Source organism: Cupriavidus sp. CER-90 (assembly GCF_057652055.1).
On record NZ_JBYGYM010000001.1, the window covers coordinates 454,404 to 480,956 of the forward strand.

Genomic DNA, 26,553 nt, shown 5'->3' on the forward strand with positions numbered 1-26,553 from the left:
GCTGCCCGTTCTTGTTGCGGCCCGGGTACGTCAGGCCGTCGGCTTACTTCTGGTCGGTCTCGGGATACCAGTAGATGCGCTTGCGCTTCCCCACGCCGGTCAGCGCCACCTTCTGCACACCCAGCGCCGATTTGTCGTCGCCGCCGGCGCTGCTGTTCTGGTTGCCCACCCCGAACAGCACCGGCACGACCACGGGCTGCCCGTCCTTGTCGACGCTCACCACGCCGAATACCGGCGACGGCGGGAACCCGCCGCCATCCAGGATGATGGAGCGGTCGGGATTCAATCCAGCGCTGGTCAGGAAGCTGTACGAATAGCTGCGCGCCGTGCCCAGGTTCGGATAGCAGACGCCGGCCTTGGGCACCGAGGGCGTGTTCGTTCCGACGCTGGTATAGCCGGCGACGGTAAGCGGCGCGTTCACGGCCTTTTCGCCGCGATTCACCAGCGTGATGTAGAAGCCCGAGCGCGAACCGTCGTAGCCGGCCGTCGTGGCATCGACGAGGTTCGCCTCTGTCAACGGCGTCCAGGTGGACGGCATGCGCGACGTGTTGGTATCGCGGATCATGTAGAGCCGGTTGACCACGTTGTAGGCCGTGCCCGGCGTGGCGGAGGCCGAATAGAGCGGATGCTCGCGGTCGCCGGACCCCAGGGACACCGCGTCGTAGCCGCGCGTGGAAATCACGTCGGGCGCATAGAAGAACTTGCGCGCACTGTTGGTATTGGCCGCGCCGCCCAGCGCGGCGAGCTTGTTCATCGTCCAGTTGGCCGGCGCGGTGCCGCCAGCGGTTTCGAAATCGGCCCGCCAGACGTTGCCGCCCACATCGCCGACGTAGATCCGCTCCACGTAGCCATCGCCGTTGCGATCCAGCGTGGTGACGTCCGACGGAATCGAGCGGGTCAGTGCGGGCACCGCCGTGCAGGCGCCCGTGGCGCCCATGCAGGATGGCTGCGCCGACCACACCATGTTGCCCGTGTAGGCGTCCAGCACCAGCACGCCACGGCCCATGGTATCCACGCCGGGCGACGGATCGCTGTCCTCGGCCGGATCGTAGCCGGCGCCCATGATGATCACCGGATTCGCATTGCCGCGCACGCGGGCCACCTTCGGCTGCGACCAGGTCTGACCCATTTCCGGGATATCGGCGCTGGACCGCTTCCACACAAAACGCGGGCTCGCGGGGTTGGTGACATCGAGCGCATAGACCAGCCGGCCACCGCGCCGCGCGGTCAGGTACAGCATCACCCGAGGATTGGCCGGGTCCCGCTGGTCCTGCATCACCGTGGTGCTGCCATCGAAGAAGTAGTCGCGCGGCTTGGGCTCCGGCGAGATGCCGGCCGGCGTGGTCGACAGCTTGACTTCGGGCGAGTTGGTGTAGAGCCGGCTCAGCCTGTCCAGGAATTCCGGTGCCACGAAGCCCCACAGCTCGCCGCCTGGCCGCACCGTGCCGATGCCCTGTGTCTGGTTGCCGTTGACGGCGTGGAATACGCCGTCGTTGGTGCCGTAGAACACCACCACGCCCGTGGTGCCGCCATAGTTGACCACGGCCGGGCGTGAATGCAGCACATCGGCGTGGATCGACGACCGCACCGTGACGGGCGAGCCCGGACCCGTTTCGCTTTCGATGCCGGCGATGCTCTTGTTGTCGACGGCCGCCTCGTCCTGGCCGCGCATCCAGGCAATGAGCTTGGGCAATTCGGTCGCGGTGATCGTGGCCCCGCCATTGGTGCCGCCATTGAACGCCGCCAGCCCGGTCGAGCCCGTCAGCCAGCTATTCGACGCATCGAAACTCGGGAACGCGGCCGACACCGGGCAATTGCCCACGCCATTGCAGGTCAGCAGCGTGCGCGAGTCCTGGCTGGTCAGCCACTGCACCCGCATCATCTCGCCGACGCCGCCCTTTTCGACGATTTCCCCGTCGGGCGCGTCGAGCTTCCACCCCGTGCCTGACGGGCTGTTCTGCCAGTAACCCGTGCTTGGCCAGTTCTTGACCGTGCCGCCATACTTGCCACCTGAAAAGGACAGCGGCGCGTCGGCCGTCCAGTAGCTCACGGCGTTCGCCGACACGAACCCCGTCTGGGCGTTGCTGATGGCCGATGCACCCGTCGCATCCTGCATCACGAGCTTGCCGGTCTTGTCGTAGCCCACCTTGTACTGCTTGAGGTTGCCCATCCAGCGCGGCGCCGCCGTGGCGTCCGGCCGGAACATGCCGATGTACACCTGGTTCAGGAACTGCCCCTGCGCGTTGACCGATGCCGGCAGGCTGACCGACGCGAACACGCTGTTCACGGCCTGCACCTCATTGAAGATCGAAAGCAGGTCGGCCGCCAGGCCGTTGGCATCGCCAAGCTGCACCGTATACGACTTGCCCCCGCCGTTGGTGCCCATGCTCTGGGCCAGCTGCACGTAGTCGGGGTTGTTGTTGTCGGTCACCGCGATCGTGTACGTCGTCACGTTCTGGCGGTTGTCCATGTTGCCCAGCACATCGGTCTGGTTCAGGAACCGCGCCCACTCGTCGCCCCAGTTGCTCTGGTACTTGGCGTTGGTCGCCAGCACGATTTCCTGCTGCTGCGCCTTGGTGGCGCCGGCGCTGACCAGTGAATCGAAGGCGTTCTGTCCGGTGTCCTGCGGCTTGCCGTTGTTCACGGCGTTGCCGATGTAGATGATGAAGTTGCGCTGGCACGGGTTGTCGATCGGCGACGCGTACTTGGTGCCGGACAGCCCCGTGTTGCCCGAGAAGAAGGCCCAGGCCTCCTGCATCGCGCCGCCTACCTGCGAATTGTTCGAGTTGTCGGCCTGCCGGTCGATCGACTTCAGGTAGGTAAGGAATGCGGAGATCCCCTTGTCGTCCATCAGCGGCAACTTGTACGGCGCCGCGCCCGGATAGCGCATCTTGCCGCCTGCGTTGTTGCCGGTGCCGAACATCATCAACCCGATGTTGATGTTGCCGTAGAGCGTGGGCGACGCCGTGATCGAGTTGATCGCGTTATAGAGCGCGCACTGCAGCGCGCCCACGTCCTTGCCGGCGTTGTTGCTGGTGACCACACCGTCCGTGGAACAGGTGAAGCTGGCGGAGGCATCCCACGTCGACGCATTGTCGAGAATGATCAGCACGTTCGGCTTGCCCGCCTGGGGCTGCAGCCCGGTGTAGAGGTCGATATCCTCCGCCAGGCTCGGAGACGCCGCCGTGGCCAGGCTCAGGGCAAGGGCCAGACAAAGAGAAGGAATGCGCATGAGTGCGGATGTCGGAGAAAACGGCGCTGGAACGCGGATTGGCGCCCCGTGAGGAGACCGGGGGCCAGGCCTGGGTCAGGACGGACATGCGGTGCCATACGGCACCCGCACGGCAATCCCCTGATGCAGGGTGGTGCGGCTGGCGGTCACGGCGGTATCGCTGACCGTCGCGGCCACGTCCCACTGGGTCCCGTTGCAGAGCGAATTACCGCCCCCGCCGCCGCTGCCGGTAACGATGCCGGTGTTGTTGTTGCCGTTGCCCACGAAACAGGACACGTCGTCGGCATTGTTCTCGTCGAGTTCGATATTCTTGACCGGCTTGCTGGTCTCGCAGACCGGTGCGGCAACCTGCACGGTGTAGTCGGCCTTGCCGTCGCCCGTCACGTCGACCGGCACGGTCCTGGCCACCGGCGCCGCCGTGAAGTCCTGGCTGATGACCTGTTCGATGCCTTGTTGCGCGGCGTGGCGCGCCTCCACGCCGTACTGCTGGTTCGCCGCCACCTTGGTGTTGACCACGCTGGAGCCCACCAGCGAGATGGTCAGCATCAGGAACACGACCAGGAACACCAGCGTGATCAGCAGCGTGACGCCTTTCTGGCGATGTCGGATCGGACTCATTGGGACTCCCGGGAACCGGCAACGTTGGCAACGCGGGCCAGTTCCGCATAGACGTGGCGCTTGTATCCATCCCGGAACGGGCCGCTCGCCTGCGCCCGACCCAGATCGTAGGTGCGCTGGTCGGTCCAGCCAGGGGTCGCCACGGCGGTGCGGGCCAGCAACTGGACCCGCACGGCGGTCACGTTGCGCCAGTTCGTCAGCGGCACGGACCAGTCGTAGGCGGGCGCACCGGTGCAATCGGCCGAGTGGTCGGCACCGGGGTCGGCGACGTAGCAGTCCGGCGCGCCGTTGCCATCGAGGTCGACCCCGTACGACAGGTGCATGTCCTCGATGCCGTTGGCCACGGCCTGCACGCGGAAGCCGCCATTGAACAGTTCCGCCATCTTCAGCGTTGGCTTGCCGTCGCCGGCGCCGGTGCACAGGTCGCATCCGGCCAGGTAGAAGATGCGGACCACCGCCGCACGCAGTTCGGACGGCACCGCGCTGTCGCAGGCCTTGGTGCGCAGCTTGAACGCCGGTGCGCTGGCATCGAATACCAGCGATGCCGTGTCGTCGGCACAGTAGGAAGCCTGCAGGTATGGCGTCCCGACCACCGCGGCCGACACCGGCGTGGTGCTCACGCGCCGCACGGCCAGGATCTCCGATCCGGCCAGCAGGTTGGGCAGGCATGGCGCCACGGCGCCCGGCGCGAAGCCCTGCACGGCAAGTGGCACGGTGGCGGGCGACGCCGAAAAGCCGAGCAACGCCGGGTCCGTCGCGCACAGGTCGGGGGCCGACACCAGCGCGCCGGCCGCCACGTTGGCAGGCCCGAAGAAGCCGGCCAGTTCCACCTCGCGGCTCATGATGTCCAGCGCGTATCGGCCGTTCTCGATCTGCTCGGCGCTGTTTGAAAACGCATTGCGCGCACGGCTGGTATTGAAGTACAGCGTCGCCAGCGCCGTGATGAGCAGCAGGCCAAGCGTCATCGACACCATCAGTTCCACCAGCGACAGGCCTCGCTGGCGGCGCATCGGCGCGATGTGTCGCACGGGAATGTGCCGCGTCATGACAGCACCCCGATCCGCACCTGCACGCTGACCGCACGCCGGTTCGCGTCATTGCCGAACTGGTTCTGCCCGCACGGCAACGCCGGCGCCCCCGTTTTGGCCAGGCCTTGCCAGGCTACCGTGACGCGGTACGTCTGCGTGGCGGGATCGATCGCCTCGATACAGCCCAGCGCCCCGATCATCGCGCCCACCTTGTTGCCCCCATCGCTCTCCGCACTGCCCTGCAGGGCCGCGCCCCATGTCACCAGGTCGGCGGCGGCCACCGCGCGTTGCGCGTTGGTTCCCACCGTGCACGCGGCTGGCGGCACCGTCGTGCTGCCCGCCACGGTGGCGTTTGGCCCGCTTGCGTAGCAGCCGATGACCTGCCGGTTGGCGTTGAGCCGCGCCACCATGTCCTGGAGCAGCGTCAACGCCTGCCCACGCTGGTACGACTCCATTTCCGTCTGGCCCGAGCGCGCGATCATCCCGGCTGTGCCGAGCAACGCCACCAGCACGATCACCACCGAGACCAGCACCTCGATCAGCGTCGTCCCGCGCTGCGAGCCACGCTGGCCGCTGCCGGAACGCCGCCACCGGCGACTACGGACAGACGTGTTCATGAGCAGGCTCCGCTGACAGTGGCCACACGGCCGGTGCCGTTGATCTGGATACAGACGACGTTCGACGTGCCGGTGCCCGCCATCGAGACCTGAAACGTCTGGCTGCCGTTGCCGGGCCGACCATCGTTGCCGACCCACAGCGAGTTCCCGCCCGCCGTGCTGACGGTGATATCCGTATAGGGGCCATAGGCACGCAGGCGCTCGGTGCCGGCCGTGACGACCCAGCCGGCCGACCACGTGCCATTGGCCGACAGCGTCGTGATGCCATTGCGCTTGACGGCCTCGCTGCGCATCAGCGTGACCGCCGACGCCAGGTCGCTGGCGGCATTGCGCAAGCGCTGGCCGGCAATGAATTGCTGGAACGAAGGCGCCGCCATGGTGGACAGGATGGTCAGCACCAGTAGCGTCACGATCAGTTCGACCAGGGTAAAGCCCCTGGCCTGCCCATTCCTCGCGGCCACACGGCGCGGGCGGCTTGCGGATCCCAGATTGACCGGCATGCTTATTTCCAGCAGCCGGCCTGTCCGGCAGCGCCGGTGGCGCTCTTGTCGCCGGCCTGCGTCAGGGCCAGCGTGCCGCAGCTGGTATCGCGCGACGCCTGGCTGCCGATGGGCGTGGCCGTGATCGTATAGGCCGGCGGCGTCGCGGTGGCGGTCACGGTGATCTGGTAGTACGCCGACACGCTGGCCGGTGTGGCCGGGGCGTTCAGCGTCGCCAGGCTGGCGGCATAGGCGCGGTTGTCGACCATGAACCGCTCCTGCAGGCTCGCCAGTGCCAGCATGTAGGACTCGGCGGCCGCGCGGTTGCCGCGGACGACATAATTGGTATACGAGGGAAATGCGAATGCGGCGATGATGCCGATGATGGCCACCGTGATCATCAGTTCGACCAGCGTGAAGCCGGACGACGGCGCCCGGGCGCGCGAAGTGGCGCCCCTGCCCGACCCGATCATCCCGATAAACCCGACGATCCCGACGATCCCGACGATCCCGATAATCCCGTTTGGCGCAGGCGCAAAGATGCGTCCGCGACCCGGCTGCCTTGTGGGGCTATGCTTGCCCATTTTTTTTTGCTCCCTTTCTTTCCGGCTGACCCTTAGCCGCGAGGAACCTTTGCCGGCGAGTGTAGAGGGAGCGCTCCAAATGAGTCAACGCTTTCCGAGTATCGATCAGGTACAGCGTTGCCGATTTGCAAACGGACGAAAATTACCCGGTCCAGCGGGCCCCTGTGCGCGCGGATTAATGCATGGTTAATGTTTGGCCAGTAGCGTCATTCGGCCAATGACTTTCCGTTCCGGCACATTAGGCTGCTTCCTTTCCCCTTTAGGAAGCAGCCTGTTTTTTTGGCGACGATCAGGCGGGCCCCGACGGCACGGGCTGCACCGCGGGCCGGTCCCCGTCGCCCTCGATCCGCAACCTGGGCAGGAATTGCGGATACTCGCGCTGCATGAAGTCGATCAGCGCCTCACGCACGGCGCAGCGCAGATCCCAGGCGAGACCAGAAGACGCCGCGGTACACAGCACGCGCAACTGCATCGTCTTGTCGGTGGTGTCGCTGACCACGAGATTAAAGAATCGGCCATCCCACTCGGGACGCGCATGGACGATGCGCGTCAGCGCTTCGCGCAACGGCGCCAGCGGCATGCCGTAGTCCACGTGAAAAAAGACCGACCCCATGATCTGGGCGCTATTGCGGGTCCAGTTCTGGAATGGCTTTTCGATGAAATACTGCAGCGGAATGATCAGGCGGCGTTCGTCCCAGATCTGCAGCACCACATAGGTGCTGGTGATTTCTTCCACGCGCCCCCATTCGCCCTCGACGATCAGCACGTCGTCAAGCCGCAGCGGCTGCGTCAGGGCCAGCTGCAGCCCGGCGATCATGTTGCTGAACACGGGCTTGGCCGCAAAACCGGCAATCAGGCCGACCACGCCGGCCGATGCCAGCAGGCTCGCGCCCACCTGCCGGGCGCCCGGAAACGTCATCAGCAGCATGGCCGCGCCCATCACGATGACCAGCGTCATGGCGATCCGCGAGATCACGCGCGTCTGGGTGTGGATGCGGCGCGCGCCCATGTTGTCGGCCACGTTGACCGGGTGCTGGTCCAGCACACCCTGTGCGAACCCGGCGATGATGCGCACCAGCAGCCAGGTCATCGACACGATCATCAGCAGGCCGTTCAGATGCCGGACGCTGTTGATCCAGGCCAGGTCGTCGGGTGCGGCCTGCCAGGTGGTCTGCAGCAGAAACAGCGGCACCACCACCTTGGCGGGCACGCGGGCCTTCACCACCATCGCATGCAGCACCGGGGTATGGCGGGTCATCCGCAACAGCAACAGGCCGCCCAGCCGATGGGCGAGCAGCCCGAGCAGAATGGCGGCCACGGCACCCATCGCCGTGCCAAACCACGGATGACTCGCCACGATTGCCATGTTCATCTGTCACGCCCCCTGCGCTGTTGCATCACGGATATGCAGATAGCGACGCCTGCGGCGCCCGAAAGTTTCCCCAAAGGCGGTTTTCAGGATCAGACAAAGACCGACACGGCGAGATGGCGCACCGGGCATAGGCGTATCGGGGATCTGGCGCCTAGACTCGTATCTGGTACGACGTGGAGTATCGCTTACGTACCGCACACCCAGACGCACCGGCCGGCACCCCAACCGATGGGCAGGCCATCGGTGCATTCCACGATCGGATATGGAGTCAATAATATGAAGTATCCCGTCATCGTCGTACTGGCCGTGGCCACGCTTGCAGGCTGCGCCAACATGCCCGCCCCCTACACCCCGCCGCCAACGCCCACCACGCGAGCCGTTGGCGAAAGCAAGCTGGCGCCGAAGGCTGCCGCGCAATGCATCGGGCAGAAATGGGCGGATGCCACCAACCAGCAGGTGTGGATGCAATACATGCTGGCCAATGACCAGGCATTCGATGTCTACGTGCCCGGTCAGCAACCGCCAGCCGGGTCCGCAGCCGTCGTGCGCAAATCCACCAACGGGCCAGGCTCGTGGCTGGGCTTCCGCGGCGACGACAGCAACGCTGCGGGCGCGCTCAGCCAGTGCCAGTAACGGCGCGACCGATGCGATTGGCGCGAGGCGCCTGATGGCCTGACGGCTGGAGTACGCAAGGCGCGCCCGACCGGCGCGCCGCGCGTGCCTGTCGGGCGATGCTCATGCCCCGGATCGCCTTGCAGCCGGTGCCGGTGCGCTGCGGCCGCGCGTCGCGAGCCAGCACAGGATGGACCCCGCGCAGACCATTGCCGCGCCTTTCCAGAACGACAAGGAAAGCGGCGCGTGCAGCAGCACGGCCGCCAGCGCGGCCGAGATCACCGGGATAAAGTACGACGCGCCCGCCAGCACGGTGACATTGCCGTGCAGGATGCCGACATTCCAGGCGGCATAGCCGAACCCCATCGCACAGGCCGCGAGCACCAGGTACGTAACGCCCCGGAGCCCGAACACCATGGTTTCGCCATCGATGACCAGGTATTTGCCCCATAGCGCCAGGGCCGTCAGCATGAAGAACAGCGTCACGGCGTTCTTGCCCTGCGCGATACGGCTCGTCACGGTGCAATACGCGGCCCAGATCAGGGCGCCGGCGAACGCCAGGCCATAGCTGAGCGGGTTGTCCCGCACGTTGCCGGCCATGCCGGCGAGGTCCAGCCCCTGGTCGCCGCCCAGCACCGACGCAATCCCCAGGACGGCCACCAGGAATCCCGGCACCACCAGCCAGTTGGCCCGCTGGCCGTTGAAGGCGATGGCGGCCAGCATCGTGAAGCTCGGCCACAGGTAGTTGACCATGCCTACCTCGATGGCCTGCCTGCCGGTGTTGGCGTATCCGATGGACAGCGACAGGCAGAGTTCATAGGCCACGAACAGCAGGCTGCCCCAGATCAGGTAGGCGCGCGGCAGCACCCGCATGCGGGGCGGGCCCACGGTGAGCCAGAGCAGTGCGGCAGCAACCGTATAGATCAGCGCGGCGCCGCCCGTGGCCCCGAAACTTTCACTGACACCCCGGATCAGGCCGACGATCGAACTCCACAAAAGGACCGCGAGGAGCCCGATCAGCGTTGCCTGCCTCTTACTGCGCGTGACTGCCATTTGCGTGTGCACTGGGATGGATGCGGAAGGAGCGGCATTCTACCCGCTGCGCCCCTGAAACCCCGGCGCGTGGCGCCCGGCCGGTAGAATGCCGGCCATCGACAGACAACCTGCCCCGGATGTACCGCCTCGAATCCATCCAGATGATGCTGGTCACCGCCCTGGCCGCCCTTGTGACGACAGCATGCTCGCGCGAAGCGCAGACGCCGCCGGTCGCGCCTTCCCAGCCCGACACCCGCAGCGAGCTTGCCGTGTCCGCCGGGCTGGTGCCCCAGATGGACGAAGCCGTGCTGCGCAATACGGTCGACTTCTGTGTCGAGCATGCGCCCCGGGCGCGCAAGGCTGTCGAAGCGGCGTGGACCCTCTGGCTGGACCGCAACGCGGCGCGGCTGGCCGTGGCCCGCATCTATCGCCAGCGCCTCGAAGACGCGGCCGCCAATGGCCCCAGCGAAAGCGAGCGGCAGGCCAATCAGACCCTGCTGGACCAGCATGCCACGCTGATCGGCAGCTTTACCAACCAGCAGCTCGACGTGATGCGCGTGGCCCTCGAGCATGAGCAGCCCGGAACGGTCGAGCAACTGTGCATGGAGCAATTCGCCAAGGTCAACGCCGGCGAATGGGACATCGGCCAGCGCGACCCCGAGATCGCCGCGCTGCTGGATGCGGGGCCGCCAAAGCCGGCCGTCCCGGCATCGGCTCCAGCATCACCCGACGCTGGCCAGCGTTGATTCGCCCGGGCGTTCGCCTCATCGGACGCATCCGATCCAGCCATGCCACGGAAACACCCCATCACATCGTCGATTCTTTAGTTTCAACGTCTTCAAATTGATTGAGGACAAATCGACGGCGTTCTGGCTCTTGCAAACTTGCGCACATGAATTCGACCTCCCCTTCGTCCCCATCCTCGCCACGCGCTTCCCGCACCGGAACGCTGCCGCCCCAACCACCCGAACCACCCGAACCACCCGAATCTGACGATACCGCTGGCCGGCAGCCGTCCAGCGCCCGGCCGCAACGCCTGGCATGGCTGACCGGCCTGCTCAGCGCCACGCTGCTGGTGCTCAATACGCTGGCCTGCTTTGTGCCGATCGTCCCGCTGGCACTGCTCAAGCTGGCCGTGCCGACGCCGGCGGTGCGCCGCCGCGTGGACCCCTGGCTGAACGGCATCGCAACGGGCTGGGTATCCCGGAACACCCGCAGGATCGCGCGTCTGCAGCCGCAGATCTGGGACGTCCAGGGCAATACGGATCTGCGCCTGGACGACTGGTATCTGGTCAACTGCAACCATCAGTCGTGGGTGGACATCTTCGTGCTCCAGCGGGTGCTGAACAAGCGCATTCCGCTGCTGAAGTTCTTCCTGAAGCAGCAGTTGCTCTACGTGCCGGTGATTGGCCTGGCCTGGTGGGCGCTGGACTTCCCGTTCATGAAGCGGTACAGCAAGGCACAGTTGCGTCGCAATCCGTCGCTGGGCCGCAAGGACCAGGACACCGCGCGGCGTGCCTGCGAGAAATTCAGGCTGGTGCCGACCAGCGTGATGGTGTTTGCCGAGGGCACGCGGTTTTCGCCAGCGCGGCGGCAGGCGCAATCGTCGCCGTATCGCCACCTGCTCAAGCCCCGCGCCGGCGCGCTGGCCACCACGCTGAATGCCATGGGCACCCAGTTCCGCTCGATGATCGACGCGACGATCATCTACCCGGACGGCGTGCCCAGCTTCTGGCACCTTGCTTCGGGCCGTGCCGGCCGGATCGTCGTCCGCATTCGGCAAATTCCGATTCCCGACGCCTTTTGCGGCGCCGACTACGCGAGCGACAAGGCTTTCCGGTCAGCGTTTCACCATTGGCTTGCCGATCAGTGGCAAGCCAAGGACCGCGAAATCGATGCGTTCATGGCGGGCGGCGCAGCGCCCCTGAACGCCAGCAGCGACAGAGACGACTGAGACAAGTCGCACCCCAATTTCAGAAGATTCCGATGTTCGAATGAGAATTGTCTTCTTACACTGCAGTCGCCCGTGCAATGCGGGTGACCCAATGGAGTTCAGGGTTGACCCCTCCCCTGCTCTCTTCACTTCAGATGCCACGCGGTTCCCCGCCGCGTGGCATTTTTTTGTGCCGGGCCGATGACAGGAGCTGCGCCAGGGCGGGAACGGTCTGCCCGGTGCCGATGACGATCGCGGCAAACCGGCTGGGCATCCGCCAGACCTGCCCCCAGAGTCATCGCCGATCCTTTGGCTTGAAATGTCCTGGCCTGCCCCCACACCAGAACATGTCACCGGCGAACCGCATCAACCGTGTTTTTTTGTTGTAATGCGCCCTAATCGGCCCTTTTCGCGACAAAAAGCGGGCCGCCGGTTATTGCACCGCACAACATCGTCAAGTATGATGCGCGGTTCCCCATTTTGCGCACACTGGATTCTGCGGGAGGCATTCGGCCTCGACGTTCCGTGCGCCACTCCACGATTTCGTTCGCGCCCGCAGGCTTGACCGACGGTCATGTCCGCGACGATCGTCGGCCACCAGTCCAGGAGAATGTATTGGCAAATCCGGTTCGTGACGATTCCGCATCCCGCATGACGACGGCTATTTCGAAGACCGCCCGCCGCAAGCCGGCCGGCAAGGCCCAGGCCACCGCCGCGCCGCTGGACCACGCCCAGGCCGCGCGCCTGGACGAGGAGCGCCAGCGCCAGATGCGCGCGCTGATCGCGCTTGGCCGGGAGCGGGGCTACCTCACCCACGCGGACATCAACGATCACCTTCCCGACAACGTGACGCAGACGGCTGCGATGGAAACCATCGTCAGCACGTTCAACGACATGGGGGTGTCCGTCTACGAGCAGGCGCCGGACGCCGAGACGCTGCTGCTGAGCGATGCCGCCCCGGCAGCGACATCGGACGACCAGGCGTACGAGGAAGCCGAAGCCGCCCTGTCCACCGTGGACTCCGAATTCGGCCGCACCACCGACCCCGTGCGCCTGTACATGCGTGAAATGGGCGCCAGCGAGCTGCTGACCCGCGCCGGCGAGATCGAGATCGCCAAGCGCATCGAAAGCGGCCTGCAGGACATGATCCAGGCCGTTGCGGCATGCCCGTCCATCGTGGCCGCGCTGCTGGCCGACGTGGACCGCATCGTCGCCGGCGAACTGCGCATCGACGAACTGGTTGACGGCATCAACGACGGCGCCGAAGACGTCGACATGGCCAGTGCGGCCGACGACGCCTCCGACGACGCCGATGCCGACGACGACAGCGCGTCCGACGACGAATCGGACGATGACGAGGACGATTCGGACACCCCGAACCCGGAAAAGGCAAACGCCGCCCGCCTGGAGCAGCTGACCACCGACAGCCTGGCGATTTTCGCGCGCGTGCGGACCCTGTACGCGCAACTGCCCGGCACCCCGGTAACGGGCAAGGCCCGCTCGGCGGCCGTCGCTCAGGTGCTTGCCGAGATCCAGCGCGAACTGGCGCCGATCCGCTTCGGCGCCAAGATGATCGACCGCCTGTGCGCCAGCATGCGCGAACAGGTTGACGCCGTGCGCGCGATCGAGCGCAGCATCCTGGAGATCGCCGTCGAGCGTTGCAGCATGCCGCGCGAGGCCTTCGTGGCGTCGTTCCCGGGCCGCGAGACCGACCTCGGCTGGACCAGCCAGATGGCGGCCACGTCGCCGCAGTTCGGCCCGGCGCTGGAGCGTCACCTGCCGGCCATCCAGGCCTGCCAGCGCAAGCTGGTCGATATCGAGACCGCTGTCTCGGTGCCGCTGCAGCAGCTCAAGCAGATCTACCGCCAGATGAGCGCCGCCGAGCAGAAGATGCGGCAGGCCAAGCGCGAACTGACCGAGGCCAACCTGCGCCTGGTGATTTCCATCGCCAAGAAGTACGTGAACCGCGGCATGCAGTTCCTGGACCTGATCCAGGAAGGCAACATCGGCCTGATGAAGGCGGTGGACAAGTTCGAATACCGGCGCGGCTGGAAGTTTTCGACGTATGCCACGTGGTGGGTGCGGCAGGCCGTCACGCGCGCACTGGCCGATCAGGCACGCACCATCCGGGTGCCGGTTCACATGATCGAGACGATCAACAAGCTGAACCGCATTTCACGCGAAATCCTGCAGCAGACCGGCCAGGAGGCCCATCCCGCGGTGCTGGCGGAACGCATGGAAATGACCGAGGAAAAGGTACGCGGCATCCTGCGGATTGCGCGGCAACCCGTCTCGCTGGAAACCCCGGTGGGCGACGACGCCGACGCCACGCTCGGCGACATGATCGAGGACGTGTCGGCAAGCTCGCCGGCCGAAGCGGCGATTCAGGCCAACCTGCGGGCGGCGATCGACGAGGCGCTCGACGCGCTGACGCCGCGCGAGGCAAAGGTCCTGCGCATGCGGTTCGGCCTGGACATGGTGTCCGATCACACGCTGGAAGAGGTCGGCAAGCAGTTCGACGTGACCCGCGAGCGGATCCGCCAGATCGAGACCAAGGCGATGCGCAAGCTGCAGCATCCCAGCCGTGCCGACAAGCTGAAGCTGTTCCTGGAGCGTTAAGCAGGAACCCGGCAGCAAAAGTGATACGGCGCCCCGTTTCAAGGCGGGGCGCCGCAGATCACGCAGTCAATGCGTGAGGATTTACAGCGGCTTGATCGCGCCTGCCTGCTTGCCCTTGGGGCCCTGCTTCACTTCGAAGCTGACCTTCTGGCCTTCTTGCAGCGACTTGAAGCCGTTGCCCTGAATTTCGGAGAAGTGCGCGAACAGGTCTTCACCGCCGTCATCCGGCGAGATGAAACCAAAACCCTTCGCATCGTTAAACCACTTCACGGTACCAGTTGCCATTTTCTGAATATTCCAACAAAAACGAGATAAAGACGACGCCGCCAGTATGGCGGGCGCGCAGTTATCTTGTATCACACCCCGGGCGTTCGCGACAATCAGGATTGTTCTGACCCCGCCAATTAGGCATTGTCAGGCATCGCACCGACATCGCGGCCCCTCGCGCGGATCACCTGCCCCACTTCCAGCTGTTCCAGACTGTGCGCCAGGCGCCTGATGCGGCGCAAGGCGTGCCCGGACGGCACGGTGTCGGCTGGCGACTGGGCTAGAATGCCAGCCTTTCGGCCCAGCCGCTCCCCTGCCCAGCTTTTCCGCGTCATGCCTCAGCCCCATACCGACACCACGGTTTCCGATGCCGACCTCGAACCCGACCAGATTCACGAGCCCCGGCTCTGGCGCGACAAGGGCTGGACCGCACGCGTCATCAAGAACGAGGACGGCGACGGCTGGGCCGTCGAGATGATCCGCGACGGCAGCGCCGAACCCGCCCTGGTCGGCCCGTGGACCATGGGCCGAAACAAGGTCGATCCCAAGCCGCTCGATGCCACCGCGCACCAGACCCTGGTGAAGACCGCCTCCGAGGTGATCCGCCGCCATGAGCAGCAGTTGCACGCGCAACTTAACAAGCAAATGACGATTGAAGTCGACGATCAGGTCATCAGCGTCAGGCTGGCCATCACCCCGGACGAGTTCGAGCCATTCGGCACGCTGACGGCCACCAGCGCGTTCGGTGACGTACTCGCCACCACCCATGTACGGCCCGATTTCCGCCTGACGCGCGAGAGCGCCGGGCGCTGGGCAGCCGACGGGTTCGGCAAGATCCGCTGACCCCTTCCGTGCCTTCCCGGTGACGCCGGGGCGGCATTTTCCGACGACAACCGGCCCCGGCCGGTATCCACGCTATAATCCCGCGTCGTTTGACTGAGCTAGAGCAATGGGTTTCGAACAACTGGCAGGACTGAGGGCAAAACTGGCCGAGCAGGCAAAGAAAGAGGCGCGCGAGAAGGCTCCGCGCCAGCCTGCGCCTGCCGCCAAGCCGAACAAGCCGTCGCGGCCGAACAAGCCGGGCGCCAAACCGGGTGCAAAACCGGCCGCAAAGCCGTCTGGCCAGGCGGCACAGCAGGCCAGGCCGGCGACGCCTGTCGATCCGGTGGTGCGCAATATCGGCAAGCTGCAAAAGAAATTCCCGCTGGCGTTCCCGAAGAACCCCGCGCCCAAGGTGCCGCTCAAGATCGGTGTCTTCGACGATCTGCTGACGCACGCCACCGAGCTGGGCCTGTCCGAAGCCGAACTGCGCGAGGCGATCCGCACCTGGTGCCGTGGCGCCCGCTACTGGACTTGCCTGACGCAGGGCGCGCCGCGTCTGGATCTGGCTGGCCAGCCGGCCGGCGAAGTGACCGAAGCCGATGCGGCACGCGGCCGCCAGTTGCGCTCCGCACGCCCGAAGCAGAAGCCGGCCAAGCCGGCGACGCAGCAAGCTGCCCAGCCGGCTGCCTCCCAGGCCGAAGCGCAGGCCGCCCCGCAGCGGGAAGCCGCCGCGGCGGACACGCCTGCCGGGTCGCCCGCCGTTACGCCTGACGTCACGCCCGCCGCACCCGCAGCACCCGAAACACCTTCCCAGCCGGAATAACGCGCCAAGGGATACCCCGGCAGCCCGTCGCACGCCCCCGCGTACGAACGGGCTGTTTTCCTGGACGAATCGCCCTCCCACGGAGTTTTCGCCGCCGCATACTGCCGCAGTCATGCCGCCGGAGATCCCTACCATGAGCGAATTTCGTCCACAGCCCGCACCCGCGTGGGCCGTCCAGCAGTGGTTCAACACTGACCGTCCCCTGTCCATCGAAGCCCTGCGCGGCAAGGTCATCGTTCTGGAAGCGTTCCAGATGCTGTGCCCGGGCTGCGTGTCACACGGCTTGCCCCAGGCGCTGCGGGTCCATCAGACGTTTCAGTCGTCCGAAGTGGCCGTGGTCGGCCTGCACACCGTCTTCGAGCACCACGACGCCATGACGCCCACGGCGCTGCGCGCGTTCCTGCACGAGTACCGGATTCCGTTCCCGGTGGGGGTGGACATGCCCGACGGCCACGGCGGCGTGCCGCTGACGATGCAGGCCTACGGCATGCGCGGCACGCCCACGCTGATCCTGATCGACGCGGACGGCCAGCTGCGCCGGCAGTATTTCGGCTCGGTCAACGATCTCACGCTGGGCGCCGATATTGCCGAACTGATTCTCGAAGCGCGCGCGGATTCCCGTGCCAACAAGGGGCAGCCTTCCGCCCTGCCCGCCGGCCATCCAGCCAGCACGGCTGCCGACGACTGCGCATCGGGCGCCTGTCCCGTCGACACCCCATAACCTACCCACGACACATGGCAGACACCGGGCCCAGCCCTCACGTCGACGATACCGAGCGCGCCGCGCTGTACCGCATCCTCGCGCTGCGGCGCGACTGCCGGCACTTCACGCCCGGGCCCCGTCTGCCCGACGACCAGCTGGAACGCCTGCTGCGCGCCGCCCATCAGGCGCCTTCGGTGGGCATGATGCAGCCGTGGCGCTTCATGCGCCTGAGCACGCCGGCCTGGCGCGCGCGCCTGGCGCCGCTGGTGGAGGCCGAACGGCAGGCCACGGCCCAGGCAATGGGCGAACGCGGTGCCGAATTCCTGCGGCTCAAGGTCGAGGGCATGCGTGACTGCGCAGAATTGCTGGCGGTGATCCTGGCACCCGACGACGGCACGGTATTCGGCCGCCGCAGCATGCCCGCCGAAATGGCCTGGGCGTCCGCCGCCTGTGCGGTGCAGAACCTCTGGCTGGCCGCACGGGCCGAGAATCTTGGCCTGGGCTGGGTATCGATGTTCGACCCCGCTGCCCTGGCGCGCGAGCTGGGTCTGCCCCCGGGCGCAAAGCCGTTCGGGCTGCTCTGCATCGGGCCGGTGCCGGCGTTCTACGCGGCGCCGATGCTCGAACAGGAAGGCTGGCGCAAGCGCGCCCCGCTGCAGGACATCCTGTGGGAGCCTCCGGCGCCACCTGGCCCGCCTCCGTCCTAGACCATCCATACCGGCGAATCGTTCTGCCAGGGCTTCCCATACGGATTTGCTATACCATCGCCGCAGCATTGTTCCAAAGACCCCGGCATGAAGTTCAAGGAAATCCACGCGTTCCAGGCAGTCATGCGGTCCGGCTCGATGACCGCGGCGGCCGCCGAGCTCTATACGTCGCAGCCGAACGTGAGCCGGCTCATCGCCCAGCTCGAATACTCCACTGGCCTGACGCTGTTCACGCGCACAGCGGGCCGCCTGCACCCGACCGAAGAAGGGCTGGCCTTCGTGCGCGAGGTCGAACGCGCCTTCGTCGGCCTTGACGCGCTCAAGGACGCCGCGCGCAATATCCGCCAGTTCGGCAAGGGCCGCCTGCGCATTGCCACGGTGCCGTCGCTGGCCATGACCGTGCTGCCGCTCGTGCTGCAGCGGTTTCACGCCGAGTACCCCGACGTCAACGTGGCCATGGAAACGGGCAGCACCCAGCTGGTGGCCGACCAGGTCGGCAGCCGCTACTGCGATCTGGGGCTGGTCTCGTTCCTGCCGCCCGCCGCCGTGACCGAAGCCCGGCCCGTGGCCGAACTGTCGGGCTGTTGCGTGCTGCCGCCCGGACACCGGCTTGCCGCGCTCGATGCCATCACGCCCGCCGACCTGGCCGGCGAATCGTTCATCTCGATGAGCCATGGCGACGGCCTGCGCGCCGCCGTGGATGCCGCGTTCGCCAGCGACGACCGGCGCGTGATGCACTTCGAAACCCCCTACGGCGCCACCATCTGCAAGATGGTCGGCCTGGGTCTGGGGGTCGGCATCGTCAATCCGCTGGTGGCCCGCATGCACGCCGCGGAAGTCGTCATCCGGCCATTCCGGCCGCAGATCCCGTTTGTCAGCTACCTGCTGCTGGCCCGCAACCGGCCGGCCAATGTGCTGGTGGACCGGTTCACCGAACGGATGATCGCGGTGATCGCCACCGAAACGGCATCCCTGCCGGCCACCCTATCAGGTTTTGGTATGACCGCCTGACAGACTCGTATTTGCGTCCGGGGTGCTGGCTCCGCAATACTCGTCCGGACAGACACACCGGCCAGATCGCCCCAGATGGGCGGTGTGTCACGATTCTTGCGAGTAGCCGACATGCATTCCAGCAGGGCCCAAGGCCCGCACATTCCCCACGGGAGGCGCCGCTGATGGTGGCCTCCAGCCCCCGATATCCCGTATTCGACGTCGCCGTGGTGGGCGGCGGCCTGGTCGGCTCCGCCGTGGCCTACGGCTTGCGCAACCGCGTCGGTACCATCGCCGTGCTGGACGAAGGCGATATCGCCCTGCGCGCCTCGCGCGGCAATTTCGGCCTGGTCTGGCTGCAGAGCAAGGGCTACGGCATGGGTGCCTACAGCCGCTGGACGCTGCATTCCACGCGCCTGTGGCCGCAACTGGCGGCCGACCTGCTCAAGGAAACCGGCATCGACGTCGCGCTGGAACAGAAAGGCGGTCTCACGCCGCTGATGGGCGACTACGAGGTGGAAGCCCGCCTGGCCTGGGTCAATACGCTGATGTCCCAGCCCGGCGTCGAGCCCTATGCGTGGAAGCTGCTCGATCACCACCAGGCGGCGTCGCTGGTGCCCGGTCTGGGCCCGGACGTGACCGGCGCGATCTGGACCCCGCACGACGGCATCGTCAATCCGCTCAAGCTGCTGCGCGCGTTCCATACCGCGTTCAGCACCAGTGGGGTCCAATACCTGCCGCACCATGGCGTCACCGATATCGTGCAGCAGCCCGGCGGCGACTTCGTGCTGACCACGCCGAACGGCGCGGTGCGGGCGCGCAAGATCGTGCTGGCCGGCGGCCTGCGCAACGGCGACCTGGGCGCCATGGTGGGCATCGACCTGCCGATGGCGCCCCAGCGCGGCCAGATCCTGGTGCTGGAGCGCACGCGCCGCCTGCTGGACACCCCGCTGGTCACGCTGCGCCAGAACGACGAAGGCAGCTGGCTGGTCGGCGATTCGCAGGAAGACGCCGGCTATGCCGACCATGTGACCACGCTGCCCGTGCTGGCTACGCTGGCCGACCGCGCCGTGCGGACGCTGCCGGCGCTGCGCGACGTGCGCGCCGTACGCGCCTGGTCAGCCCTGCGCGTGCGCGCCAGGGACGGCTTTCCGGTCTACGAGCAATCGGCCACGCATCCCGGCGCGTTCATTGTCACCTGCCATAGCGGCGTGACGCTGGCCGCCACGCACGCCATGCACCTGGCCCCGATGATCGCCGCCGGGGCGCTGGCGCCGGAGCTGGACACCTTTTCGACCCGGAGATTCCATGTTCAAACGAATTGACGCGGCCGTGCTGCAAGGGACGGCGCGCAGCGTGCGGGTCACCGTGGACGGCACCGCGCTCGAATGCCGCGAAGGCGACAGCGTCGCCGCCGCCCTGTTTGCGGCCGGCGTGCTGGCCTGCCGCGACACCGCCGTATCGGGCGCCGCGCGCGGGCCGTACTGCATGATGGGCGTGTGCTACGACTGCCTGGTACGCATCGACGGCCGGCCCAACCAGCAGGCCTGCATGACGCGCGTGCAGGACGGCATGAAGGTGGAGCGCCAGCTTGGCGCACGCGAGGTGGCAGCATGACGGCCGATATCACGACGTGCGACCTGCTGGTGATCGGCGCCGGCCCGGCCGGGCTGGCCGCCGCCACCCAGGCCTCCGCGCTGGGCCTGTCGACGGTGCTGATCGACGAGCAACCCGCACCGGGCGGCCAGATCTATCGCGCCATCAGCAATACGCCGGTGCAGAACCGCGCCATCCTTGGCCAGGACTACTGGCACGGCCTGCGCCTGCTGGAGCCGTTTGCCCGCAGCGGCGCGCGCCATATTCCGGCCGCCACCGTGTGGTCGATCCATGCACGCGAAGGCCAGCCGGACGCCGCGGAAACAGGCGAGGCCGCCGGCTACGAGGTGGCCTACTCGGTAGCCCATGCCGGCCGGGACCCGCAGGCCGCGCTGCTGCACTGCCGCCATCTCATCCTGGCCACCGGCGCGCAGGAGCGGCCGTTCCCGATTCCCGGCTGGACCCTGCCTGGCGTGATCACGGCCGGCGCCGCGCAGATCCTGCTGAAGACATCGGGCGTGGTGCCCGAGGGCCGCACGGTGCTGGCGGGCGGCGGCCCGCTGCTCTATCTGCTGGCATGGCAGTACCTGAATGCCGGCGTGAAGCTCGCAGCCATTCTGGAAACCAGGGCCAGCGGCCAATGGCGCGAGGCGCTGCCGCATGCCTGGGGCTTCCTGCGCTCGCCCTACCTGGGCAAGGGCCTGAAGCTGCTGCGCGCCGTGCGCAAGGCGGTGCCCATCGTCAGCGGCGTGACCGCGCTGGAGGCCGTGGCGGGGCCCGGCGGCCAGGTCGCCGAACTGCGCTACGAGGCCGGCGGCCAGCGCCGCACCATCGCCATCGACCAGTTGCTGCTGCACCAGGGCGTGGTGCCGAACACCAACCTGTCGCGCGCCGTGGGCGCCGAGCATGTGTGGAACGACCGCCAGGACTGCTGGGAGCCGCAAGTCGATGACTGGGGCGCCACGTCGGTGCCGCACGTCAGCATTGCCGGCGACGGCGCAGGCATTGCGGGTGCCGTCGCCGCCGAGCATCGGGGCCGTATCGCCGCCGCGCATGCGGCCGCTGCGCTGGGCCGCATCAGCACCGACACGCGCGACCGCACGGCGGCCCAGCCGCGCGCCGAACTGGCACGCGCCACGCGCGGCCGCGAGTTCTTCGAAGTGCTGTACCGCCCGCTGCCGCAGTTCCGCCGCCCGGTGGGCGACACCATCGTCTGCCGCTGCGAGGAAGCCACGGCCGAACAGGTACGCCATGCCGCGCGCATCGGTTGCCAGGGGCCAAACCAGTTGAAGGCGTTCCTGCGCTGCGGCATGGGGCCGTGCCAGGGCCGCTTCTGCGGGCTGACCGTGACCGAACTGATCGCCGACGAGCAGCAGCGGCATCCGCGCGATGTGGGCTACTACCGTCTGCGGTTTCCCACCAAGCCGGTGACGCTTGGCGAAATTGCGACGTTGCCGCAGACCCAGGCATCGCGCGAAGCCGTGGTGCGATTCAAGAAGTAAGCCGCGACATGGCGCAACGCGTGGCCGGATTGCCAGGCCGGCCGGCCACGCGAGCAGCACACGCCTGCACAAAAAGAGCGGGAGCCGGGATACACCGCGCCCCGCCAGTTGGACCAGCACAGCGAGTTCATCCTGAGAGCACTTATCCACCCATCTTTTAGAGAATCAACCATGTTGTTTTCCAAGATCGTCCCCGCTCTCGCGCTCGCAGTGGCCGCTGCCTCGGCCGCCATCCCTGCCGTGGCCCAGGAACTGCCCCCGGGCCCGCTCCGCATGCTGGTCGGATTCGCGCCCGGCGGCGGCAACGACGTCATCGCCCGCACCGTCGCCACGCAATTCCAGCTGAACACCAGGACGACGATCGTGGTGGAGAACAAGCCCGGCGGCGGCAGCACGCTGGCCACCGCCGAGATGGCGCGCGCCAAGCCCGATGGCTCGGTGCTGCTGCTGGGCTCGGTCGGCGGCCAGGCCATCGCGCCGTCGATCTACAGCAAGCTGCCCTACGACCCGGTCAAGGGCGTACAGCCGGTGTCGCTGGTGGCCAAGTCCGCCAACGCGCTGGTGGTCAACAACGACCTGCCGGTCAAGAACGTGCAGGAACTGCTGGCCTACGCCAAGGCCCACCCCGGCAAGCTCAACGTGACGTCGCCCGGCAATGGCACGATCTCGCACCTGTCGGCGGAGCTGTTCAAGAGCATGGCGGGCGTGTCCATCACGCATATTCCGTATCGCGGCGATGCCCCCGCCATGCAGGACGTGATGGCCGGCCAGGCCCAGATGACGTTTGCCAGCCTGCCGTCGGCCAAGGCCGGCGCCGATTCCGGCAAGGTCCGCATCCTGGCCGTGACCAGCGCCAGGCGCGTGGAAACGATGCCGAACGTGCCGACCATCGCCGAATCGGGCGTGCCCGGCTATGAGGTGGTGTCGTGGTATGGCGTTTTTACGACGGGCGGCACGCCGATGCCGACCGTCAACCGCCTGGCGCAGGAAATTGCCGCCGTGGTGGCGCAGCCGTCGATCCGCGAATCGATCGCCAAGCAGGGCATGGAGCCCAGCGCGCTGGGTCCGGTGGAATTCACGCAGCTGGTGAACCGCGACACGCAGAAATGGGACAAGGTCGTGAAGAGCGTCGGCATCAAGCTGGACTGAGCGCCGCCGACCCGCGTACCGAATGCCGGAGCATCGCAGACAGGGAAGATAGAATTCGCGGCTAGGTCACCCTTCGCGCAACACCGCACAGGACATGGCACACACAAGCCGCGCGCTGCACTGGTCCGCGCTCATGGCCGGTACGCTCGTATTGAGCTATCTGCTGCAACCCGTGATATCGACTGCCAGCGTGCTGGTTGCCGCGATGGCGTGCGCCATGGTCGCCGGGTTCATGGATGTCCGGCTGCGCATCCGCCCCGCGTTGACGGCGTTCGCGCAGGCCCTGACGGGAACGGCCATTGCCAGCACGCTGCATCTGGCGGAACTGCTCGAAGCGGCCTCCGACGGGCTGGTGGTGCTGGGCGTGGCCCTGACCATCGGCAGCGCCGCGGCCGTGGGCTGGCTGCTGGTCCGCTATTCGCCGTTGCCTGGCACCACGGGCGCCTGGGGCAGCCTGCCCGGCGCGGCGTCGATCATGGGCGCACTGGCCACCGAGAACGGCGGCGACGGCATCCTGGTGTCGCTGATGCAGTACCTGCGCGTGGTGCTGGTGGTCGTCACCGGGCCGCTGGTGGCCCATGCCATCGTCGATGCACAGATGGCGACGGCCTCGGCATCGGCGACTGCCGTGCAGGCATTCCGCCATGTCTCGCCGGTCGGCACGCCGGTCGCCATCGGGATTGCGATCGTGGGCTGCTGGATCGGCGTGCGCTATCGCATCCTGGCCGGGGCGTTCCTGGTGCCGCTGGCGCTGGGCGCCGTGTGGGTGACGGTGGTGCCGGCTCCGGTGGTGGTGCCCACCCCGCTGCTCGGCTGCGGCTTCGCGGTGCTGGGCTGGACCATCGGCCTGCAGTTCCGGCGCGACCTGCTGCGGCCGCTGGTGGCGTCGCTGCCGACCATGCTGGCTGCCATCGTGGCCATGATTGCTCTGTGCGCCGCCTCGGCCTGGCTGATCTCGGCCAGCCACAAGGTCAGCTTTCTGACGGCCTACCTGGCCACGTCGCCGGGCGGCGTGGAATCGATCGTCGCCATCGCGCTCGGCACCCACGCGGACATGAACTTCGTGGTGGCCACCCAGACGCTGCGGCTGTTCTCGGTCGTGCTGATCGGGCCGTGGCTGGCCAGGCGGATCGGCAGGTCGGTGGGCGGGTCGATGGGCTGACGCCGTCAGCCGGCCAGATACGCCGCGGCGCCCGCCCCGGCCACCCGCCCGCTGGCAAAGCAGGCCGTCAGCAGGTAGCCGCCGGTCGGCGCTTCCCAGTCGAGCATCTCGCCCGCACAGAATACGCCCGGCATGGCGTTGAGCATCAGGCGGGCGTCCATCGCCTCGAACCGGACACCGCCCGCCGTGCTGATGACTTCGTCGATGGGCCGTGCGCGCACCAGCCGCAACGGTAGCGCCTTGATGGCTGCGGCCAGCGCCACAGGGTCGTGCATCGCTTCCCGGGTCAGCGCCTCGCGCAGCAGCCGCGCCTTGACGCCGGTAATGCCCAGCCGGCTCTGCAGATGACTGGACACCGAGCGCGATCCGCGCGGCCGTGCGACTTCGGCGGCAACGTCGTCGGCAGACCGCCCCGGCGCCAGGTCCAGCGTGATGGTGGCGCTTCCCTGGGCGTCGATCAAGTCGCGGATCGGCGCGGACAGCGCGTAGACCAGGCTGCCCTCGATGCCGGTTTCGCTGATCACGAACTCGCCTTGCCGATACCATACCGTGCCGTCGCGCGCGGTCACGCCGATGGCCACCGACTTGACGGGCTCGCCGGCGTGCTGGGTGCGAAACACCTCGCTCCATTCGACGTCGAAGCCGCAGTTGGCGGGCCGCAGCGGCGCCACATCGACCCCCCGGGCTGCCAGCATCGGCAGCCACGCGCCATCGGACCCAAGCCGCGCCCAGCTGCCGCCGCCCAGCGCCAGCACCACGGCGCGGGCCGCCACTTCCACCTCGACCTGCTCGTCGCCCTGGCGGGTAGCGAAACGCAGCACGTGCCAGCCATCGACGGGCTGCCCGAAACCGACCCAGCGATGCCGCACATGCAGCCGCATTCCGGCTTCGCGCAGGCGATGGAGCCACGCGCGCAGCAGCGGGGCGGCCTTCATGTCGGTGGGAAACACCCGGCCGGAACTGCCCACGAAGGTGTCGATGCCCAGCGCATGCACCCAGGCGCGCAGCTGGGTGGCATCGAACGTGTCGAGCAACGGCCCGATGCGGTCGGCGCGCACGCCGTAGCGGCCCAGGAAGGCATCGGCCGGCTCCGCATGCGTGAGGTTCATGCCGCCCTTGCCCGCCATCAGGAACTTGCGCCCGACCGACGGCATGGCGTCGTAGACGTCCACCGGCAAACCCTGCGCGGCGAGCATCTCGGCTGCCATCAGGCCGGCCGGGCCACCGCCCACGACAAGGGCACCGGCAAGGCGGACGGGTTCGGCGGAAGTGACAGCGGACATGGAATCGACGAGGTGGCGAAGGCGGAAAGCCGGCGAATTATAAGCGTAGCGATGCAGGGCATGCCCGGCGCCCCGTTGACGGCGCCGCTGCCGGCAGCGGTTTCCAGCCCATGCCCGGCGACGTGGCCGCCGGCCTGCCTTAGAATCGCTTTCCATCGACATCCGCGCCGGGTGGCCCCATGTTTGCGGCAGGCTTTCCGCAGGTGTCCTTTTCCCCAGATTCGCAGGAGTTCGCCATGCAAGACCCACATAAATCGCCGCCGACCGTTGCCGAGGGCTGGCAGGCGCCGCCGCCGGACCGTACGAGCGTGACCGATGACGCGCATGTGGACGACATCATCCCCCTGCCCCCGCCCGAGCACCTGATCCGCTTTTTCCCGATCCGCGGCACGCCGGTGGAATCGCTCGTCACCCAGACGCGCCAGCGCATCTCGCGCATCCTGCACGGCCAGGACGACCGGCTGCTGGTCATCATGGGCCCCTGCTCGATCCATGACCCGCAGGCGGCCCTGGAGTACGCGCGGCGGCTGATGGCCCAGCGCGAGCACTATGCCGACGCGCTGGAAATCGTGATGCGGGTGTATTTCGAGAAACCCCGCACCACGGTGGGCTGGAAGGGCCTGATCAACGACCCGTACCTGGACGAGAGCTATCGCATCGACGAAGGGCTACGCATGGCGCGCAGCCTGCTGCTGGACATCAACCGGCTGGGCCTGCCGGCCGCCGGCGAATTCCTGGACGTGATCTCGCCCCAATATATCGGCGACCTGATCTGCTGGGGCGCGATTGGCGCCCGCACCACCGAGAGCCAGGTGCACCGGGAACTGGCCTCGGGCATTTCCGCGCCAATCGGCTTCAAGAACGGCACCGACGGCAATATCAAGATCGCCATCGACGCCATCCAGGCCGCATCGCGTCCGCATCACTTCCTGGGCGTGCACAAGAACGGCCAGGTCGCCACGGTCCATACCAAGGGCAACCCGGACTGCCACGTCATCCTGCGCGGCGGCAAGGTGCCCAACTACGATGCCGATGCGGTAGCCACCGCGTGCCGCGAACTGGAAGCGGCCGGCCTGCGCAATACGTTGATGGTCGATTGCAGCCACGCCAACAGCAGCAAGCAGCACCAGAAGCAGATCGACGTGGCGGCCGACCTGGCGCGGCAGATCAGCGGCGGCAGCGGCTCGATCTTCGGCGTCATGGTGGAAAGCCACCTGCTGCCGGGCGCGCAGAAATTCACGCCGGGCGAACACCAGCCGTGCAACCTGACCTACGGCCAGAGCATCACGGATGCGTGCATCGGCTGGGACGATTCGGTCGCGGTGCTGGAAACGCTGAGCCAGGCAGTCCAGGCGCGCCGCGCGGTGGCCAAGCCGCCAGCGGCAAGCTGACCGGCGGCGTTGCGGAATGGCGCCGGCTC

The 26,553-nt window shown here is 67.3% G+C and carries 25 protein-coding genes; 15 read left to right on the plus strand and 10 right to left on the minus strand.

Going from position 1 to position 26,553, the window contains the following annotated elements:
- Window positions 1-43 precede the first annotated feature (43 nt).
- From AC24R4_RS02010 to AC24R4_RS02040, 7 genes are all read right to left on the minus strand, one after another.
- Window positions 44-3,232, minus strand: coding sequence for a pilus assembly protein (locus AC24R4_RS02010; protein WP_487522103.1), 3,189 nt, complete (start codon window positions 3,230-3,232; stop codon window positions 44-46).
- 75 nt (window positions 3,233-3,307) lie between these two features.
- Window positions 3,308-3,850, minus strand: coding sequence for a pilus assembly PilX family protein (locus AC24R4_RS02015; protein ID WP_487522104.1), 543 nt, complete (start codon window positions 3,848-3,850; stop codon window positions 3,308-3,310).
- Window positions 3,847-4,896 (minus strand): PilW family protein, encoded by a 1,050-nt coding sequence (locus tag AC24R4_RS02020; protein ID WP_487522105.1) that lies wholly within the window; start codon window positions 4,894-4,896, stop codon window positions 3,847-3,849. The genes AC24R4_RS02015 and AC24R4_RS02020 overlap by 4 nt, the downstream gene beginning before the upstream one ends.
- On the minus strand, window positions 4,893-5,495 hold the full coding sequence (gene pilV / locus AC24R4_RS02025) for a type IV pilus modification protein PilV (RefSeq protein WP_487522106.1): 603 nt from the start codon (window positions 5,493-5,495) through the stop codon (window positions 4,893-4,895). Before pilV ends, AC24R4_RS02020 begins: the two co-directional genes overlap by 4 nt.
- The gene (locus AC24R4_RS02030; protein WP_487522107.1) at window positions 5,492-5,995 is read right to left on the minus strand and encodes a GspH/FimT family pseudopilin; all 504 of its coding nucleotides are present in this window, start codon (window positions 5,993-5,995) and stop codon (window positions 5,492-5,494) included. Before AC24R4_RS02030 ends, pilV begins: the two co-directional genes overlap by 4 nt.
- A gap of 2 nt (window positions 5,996-5,997) precedes the next feature.
- Complete coding sequence (locus AC24R4_RS02035) at window positions 5,998-6,447, minus strand: type IV pilin protein (protein WP_487522108.1); 450 nt, start codon at window positions 6,445-6,447, stop codon at window positions 5,998-6,000.
- A 400-nt stretch (window positions 6,448-6,847) separates the two neighbouring features.
- Window positions 6,848-7,930 (minus strand): mechanosensitive ion channel family protein, encoded by a 1,083-nt coding sequence (locus AC24R4_RS02040; protein WP_487522109.1) that lies wholly within the window; start codon window positions 7,928-7,930, stop codon window positions 6,848-6,850.
- A gap of 276 nt (window positions 7,931-8,206) precedes the next feature.
- Between AC24R4_RS02040 and AC24R4_RS02045 the strand changes: the two genes are divergently transcribed.
- Window positions 8,207-8,563 carry a hypothetical protein gene (locus AC24R4_RS02045; protein ID WP_153947938.1) on the plus strand — a complete coding sequence of 119 codons (357 nt, stop codon included), beginning with the start codon at window positions 8,207-8,209 and terminating at the stop codon, window positions 8,561-8,563.
- 102 nt (window positions 8,564-8,665) lie between these two features.
- Here the strand turns inward: AC24R4_RS02045 and yddG are convergent, their stop codons facing one another.
- A complete protein-coding gene (gene yddG / locus AC24R4_RS02050; protein ID WP_487522110.1) occupies window positions 8,666-9,595 on the minus strand; it encodes an aromatic amino acid DMT transporter YddG in 930 nt (309 codons plus the stop codon).
- 119 nt (window positions 9,596-9,714) lie between these two features.
- On the opposite strand from yddG, the gene AC24R4_RS02055 reads away from it, so the two are divergent.
- From AC24R4_RS02055 to rpoD, 3 genes are all read left to right on the plus strand, one after another.
- Window positions 9,715-10,323 (plus strand): hypothetical protein, encoded by a 609-nt coding sequence (locus AC24R4_RS02055; RefSeq protein WP_487522111.1) that lies wholly within the window; start codon window positions 9,715-9,717, stop codon window positions 10,321-10,323.
- Window positions 10,324-10,469: 146 nt separating this feature from the next.
- Complete coding sequence (gene yihG, locus AC24R4_RS02060) at window positions 10,470-11,531, plus strand: 1-acylglycerol-3-phosphate O-acyltransferase, YihG family (RefSeq protein ID WP_487522112.1); 1,062 nt, start codon at window positions 10,470-10,472, stop codon at window positions 11,529-11,531.
- A gap of 747 nt (window positions 11,532-12,278) precedes the next feature.
- A complete protein-coding gene (gene rpoD, locus AC24R4_RS02065; protein WP_487522969.1) occupies window positions 12,279-14,129 on the plus strand; it encodes an RNA polymerase sigma factor RpoD in 1,851 nt (616 codons plus the stop codon).
- Between the two features lie 81 nt (window positions 14,130-14,210).
- Here rpoD and AC24R4_RS02070 read toward each other — a convergent pair whose 3' ends face one another.
- Window positions 14,211-14,414, minus strand: coding sequence for a cold-shock protein (locus tag AC24R4_RS02070; protein WP_066740354.1), 204 nt, complete (start codon window positions 14,412-14,414; stop codon window positions 14,211-14,213).
- A gap of 315 nt (window positions 14,415-14,729) precedes the next feature.
- On the opposite strand from AC24R4_RS02070, the gene AC24R4_RS02075 reads away from it, so the two are divergent.
- The 10 genes from AC24R4_RS02075 to AC24R4_RS02120 all read left to right on the plus strand — a co-directional run bounded on the left by AC24R4_RS02075 (window position 14,730) and on the right by AC24R4_RS02120 (window position 23,850).
- Window positions 14,730-15,239 (plus strand): hypothetical protein, encoded by a 510-nt coding sequence (locus tag AC24R4_RS02075; protein ID WP_487522113.1) that lies wholly within the window; start codon window positions 14,730-14,732, stop codon window positions 15,237-15,239.
- 106 nt (window positions 15,240-15,345) lie between these two features.
- Entirely contained in the window at window positions 15,346-16,041 is a 696-nt protein-coding gene (locus AC24R4_RS02080) for a ProQ/FinO family protein (RefSeq protein ID WP_487522114.1), read from the plus strand.
- A gap of 133 nt (window positions 16,042-16,174) precedes the next feature.
- Complete coding sequence (locus tag AC24R4_RS02085; RefSeq protein ID WP_487522115.1) at window positions 16,175-16,762, plus strand: redoxin domain-containing protein; 588 nt, start codon at window positions 16,175-16,177, stop codon at window positions 16,760-16,762.
- Window positions 16,763-16,776: 14 nt separating this feature from the next.
- Window positions 16,777-17,451 (plus strand): 5,6-dimethylbenzimidazole synthase, encoded by a 675-nt coding sequence (gene bluB / locus AC24R4_RS02090; protein ID WP_400397395.1) that lies wholly within the window; start codon window positions 16,777-16,779, stop codon window positions 17,449-17,451.
- A gap of 87 nt (window positions 17,452-17,538) precedes the next feature.
- Window positions 17,539-18,462 carry a LysR substrate-binding domain-containing protein gene (locus AC24R4_RS02095; RefSeq protein WP_487522116.1) on the plus strand — a complete coding sequence of 308 codons (924 nt, stop codon included), beginning with the start codon at window positions 17,539-17,541 and terminating at the stop codon, window positions 18,460-18,462.
- 164 nt (window positions 18,463-18,626) lie between these two features.
- A complete protein-coding gene (locus AC24R4_RS02100) occupies window positions 18,627-19,766 on the plus strand; it encodes an NAD(P)/FAD-dependent oxidoreductase (protein WP_487522117.1) in 1,140 nt (379 codons plus the stop codon).
- Complete coding sequence (locus tag AC24R4_RS02105) at window positions 19,750-20,058, plus strand: (2Fe-2S)-binding protein (RefSeq protein WP_228770910.1); 309 nt, start codon at window positions 19,750-19,752, stop codon at window positions 20,056-20,058. Before AC24R4_RS02100 ends, AC24R4_RS02105 begins: the two co-directional genes overlap by 17 nt.
- On the plus strand, window positions 20,055-21,539 hold the full coding sequence (locus AC24R4_RS02110; RefSeq protein ID WP_487522118.1) for an FAD/NAD(P)-dependent oxidoreductase: 1,485 nt from the start codon (window positions 20,055-20,057) through the stop codon (window positions 21,537-21,539). The genes AC24R4_RS02105 and AC24R4_RS02110 overlap by 4 nt, the downstream gene beginning before the upstream one ends.
- A 171-nt stretch (window positions 21,540-21,710) precedes the next feature.
- Window positions 21,711-22,688, plus strand: coding sequence for a Bug family tripartite tricarboxylate transporter substrate binding protein (locus tag AC24R4_RS02115; protein WP_487522119.1), 978 nt, complete (start codon window positions 21,711-21,713; stop codon window positions 22,686-22,688).
- Window positions 22,689-22,782: 94 nt separating this feature from the next.
- A complete protein-coding gene (locus AC24R4_RS02120) occupies window positions 22,783-23,850 on the plus strand; it encodes an AbrB family transcriptional regulator (RefSeq protein WP_487522120.1) in 1,068 nt (355 codons plus the stop codon).
- A 5-nt stretch (window positions 23,851-23,855) separates the two neighbouring features.
- On the opposite strand, the gene AC24R4_RS02125 is transcribed toward AC24R4_RS02120, so the two are convergent.
- Window positions 23,856-25,133, minus strand: coding sequence for a TIGR03862 family flavoprotein (locus AC24R4_RS02125; RefSeq protein WP_487522121.1), 1,278 nt, complete (start codon window positions 25,131-25,133; stop codon window positions 23,856-23,858).
- Window positions 25,134-25,369: 236 nt separating this feature from the next.
- On the opposite strand from AC24R4_RS02125, the gene AC24R4_RS02130 reads away from it, so the two are divergent.
- Window positions 25,370-26,524 (plus strand): 3-deoxy-7-phosphoheptulonate synthase, encoded by a 1,155-nt coding sequence (locus tag AC24R4_RS02130; protein ID WP_400396866.1) that lies wholly within the window; start codon window positions 25,370-25,372, stop codon window positions 26,522-26,524.
- The last annotated feature ends 29 nt before the right edge of the window (window positions 26,525-26,553 follow it).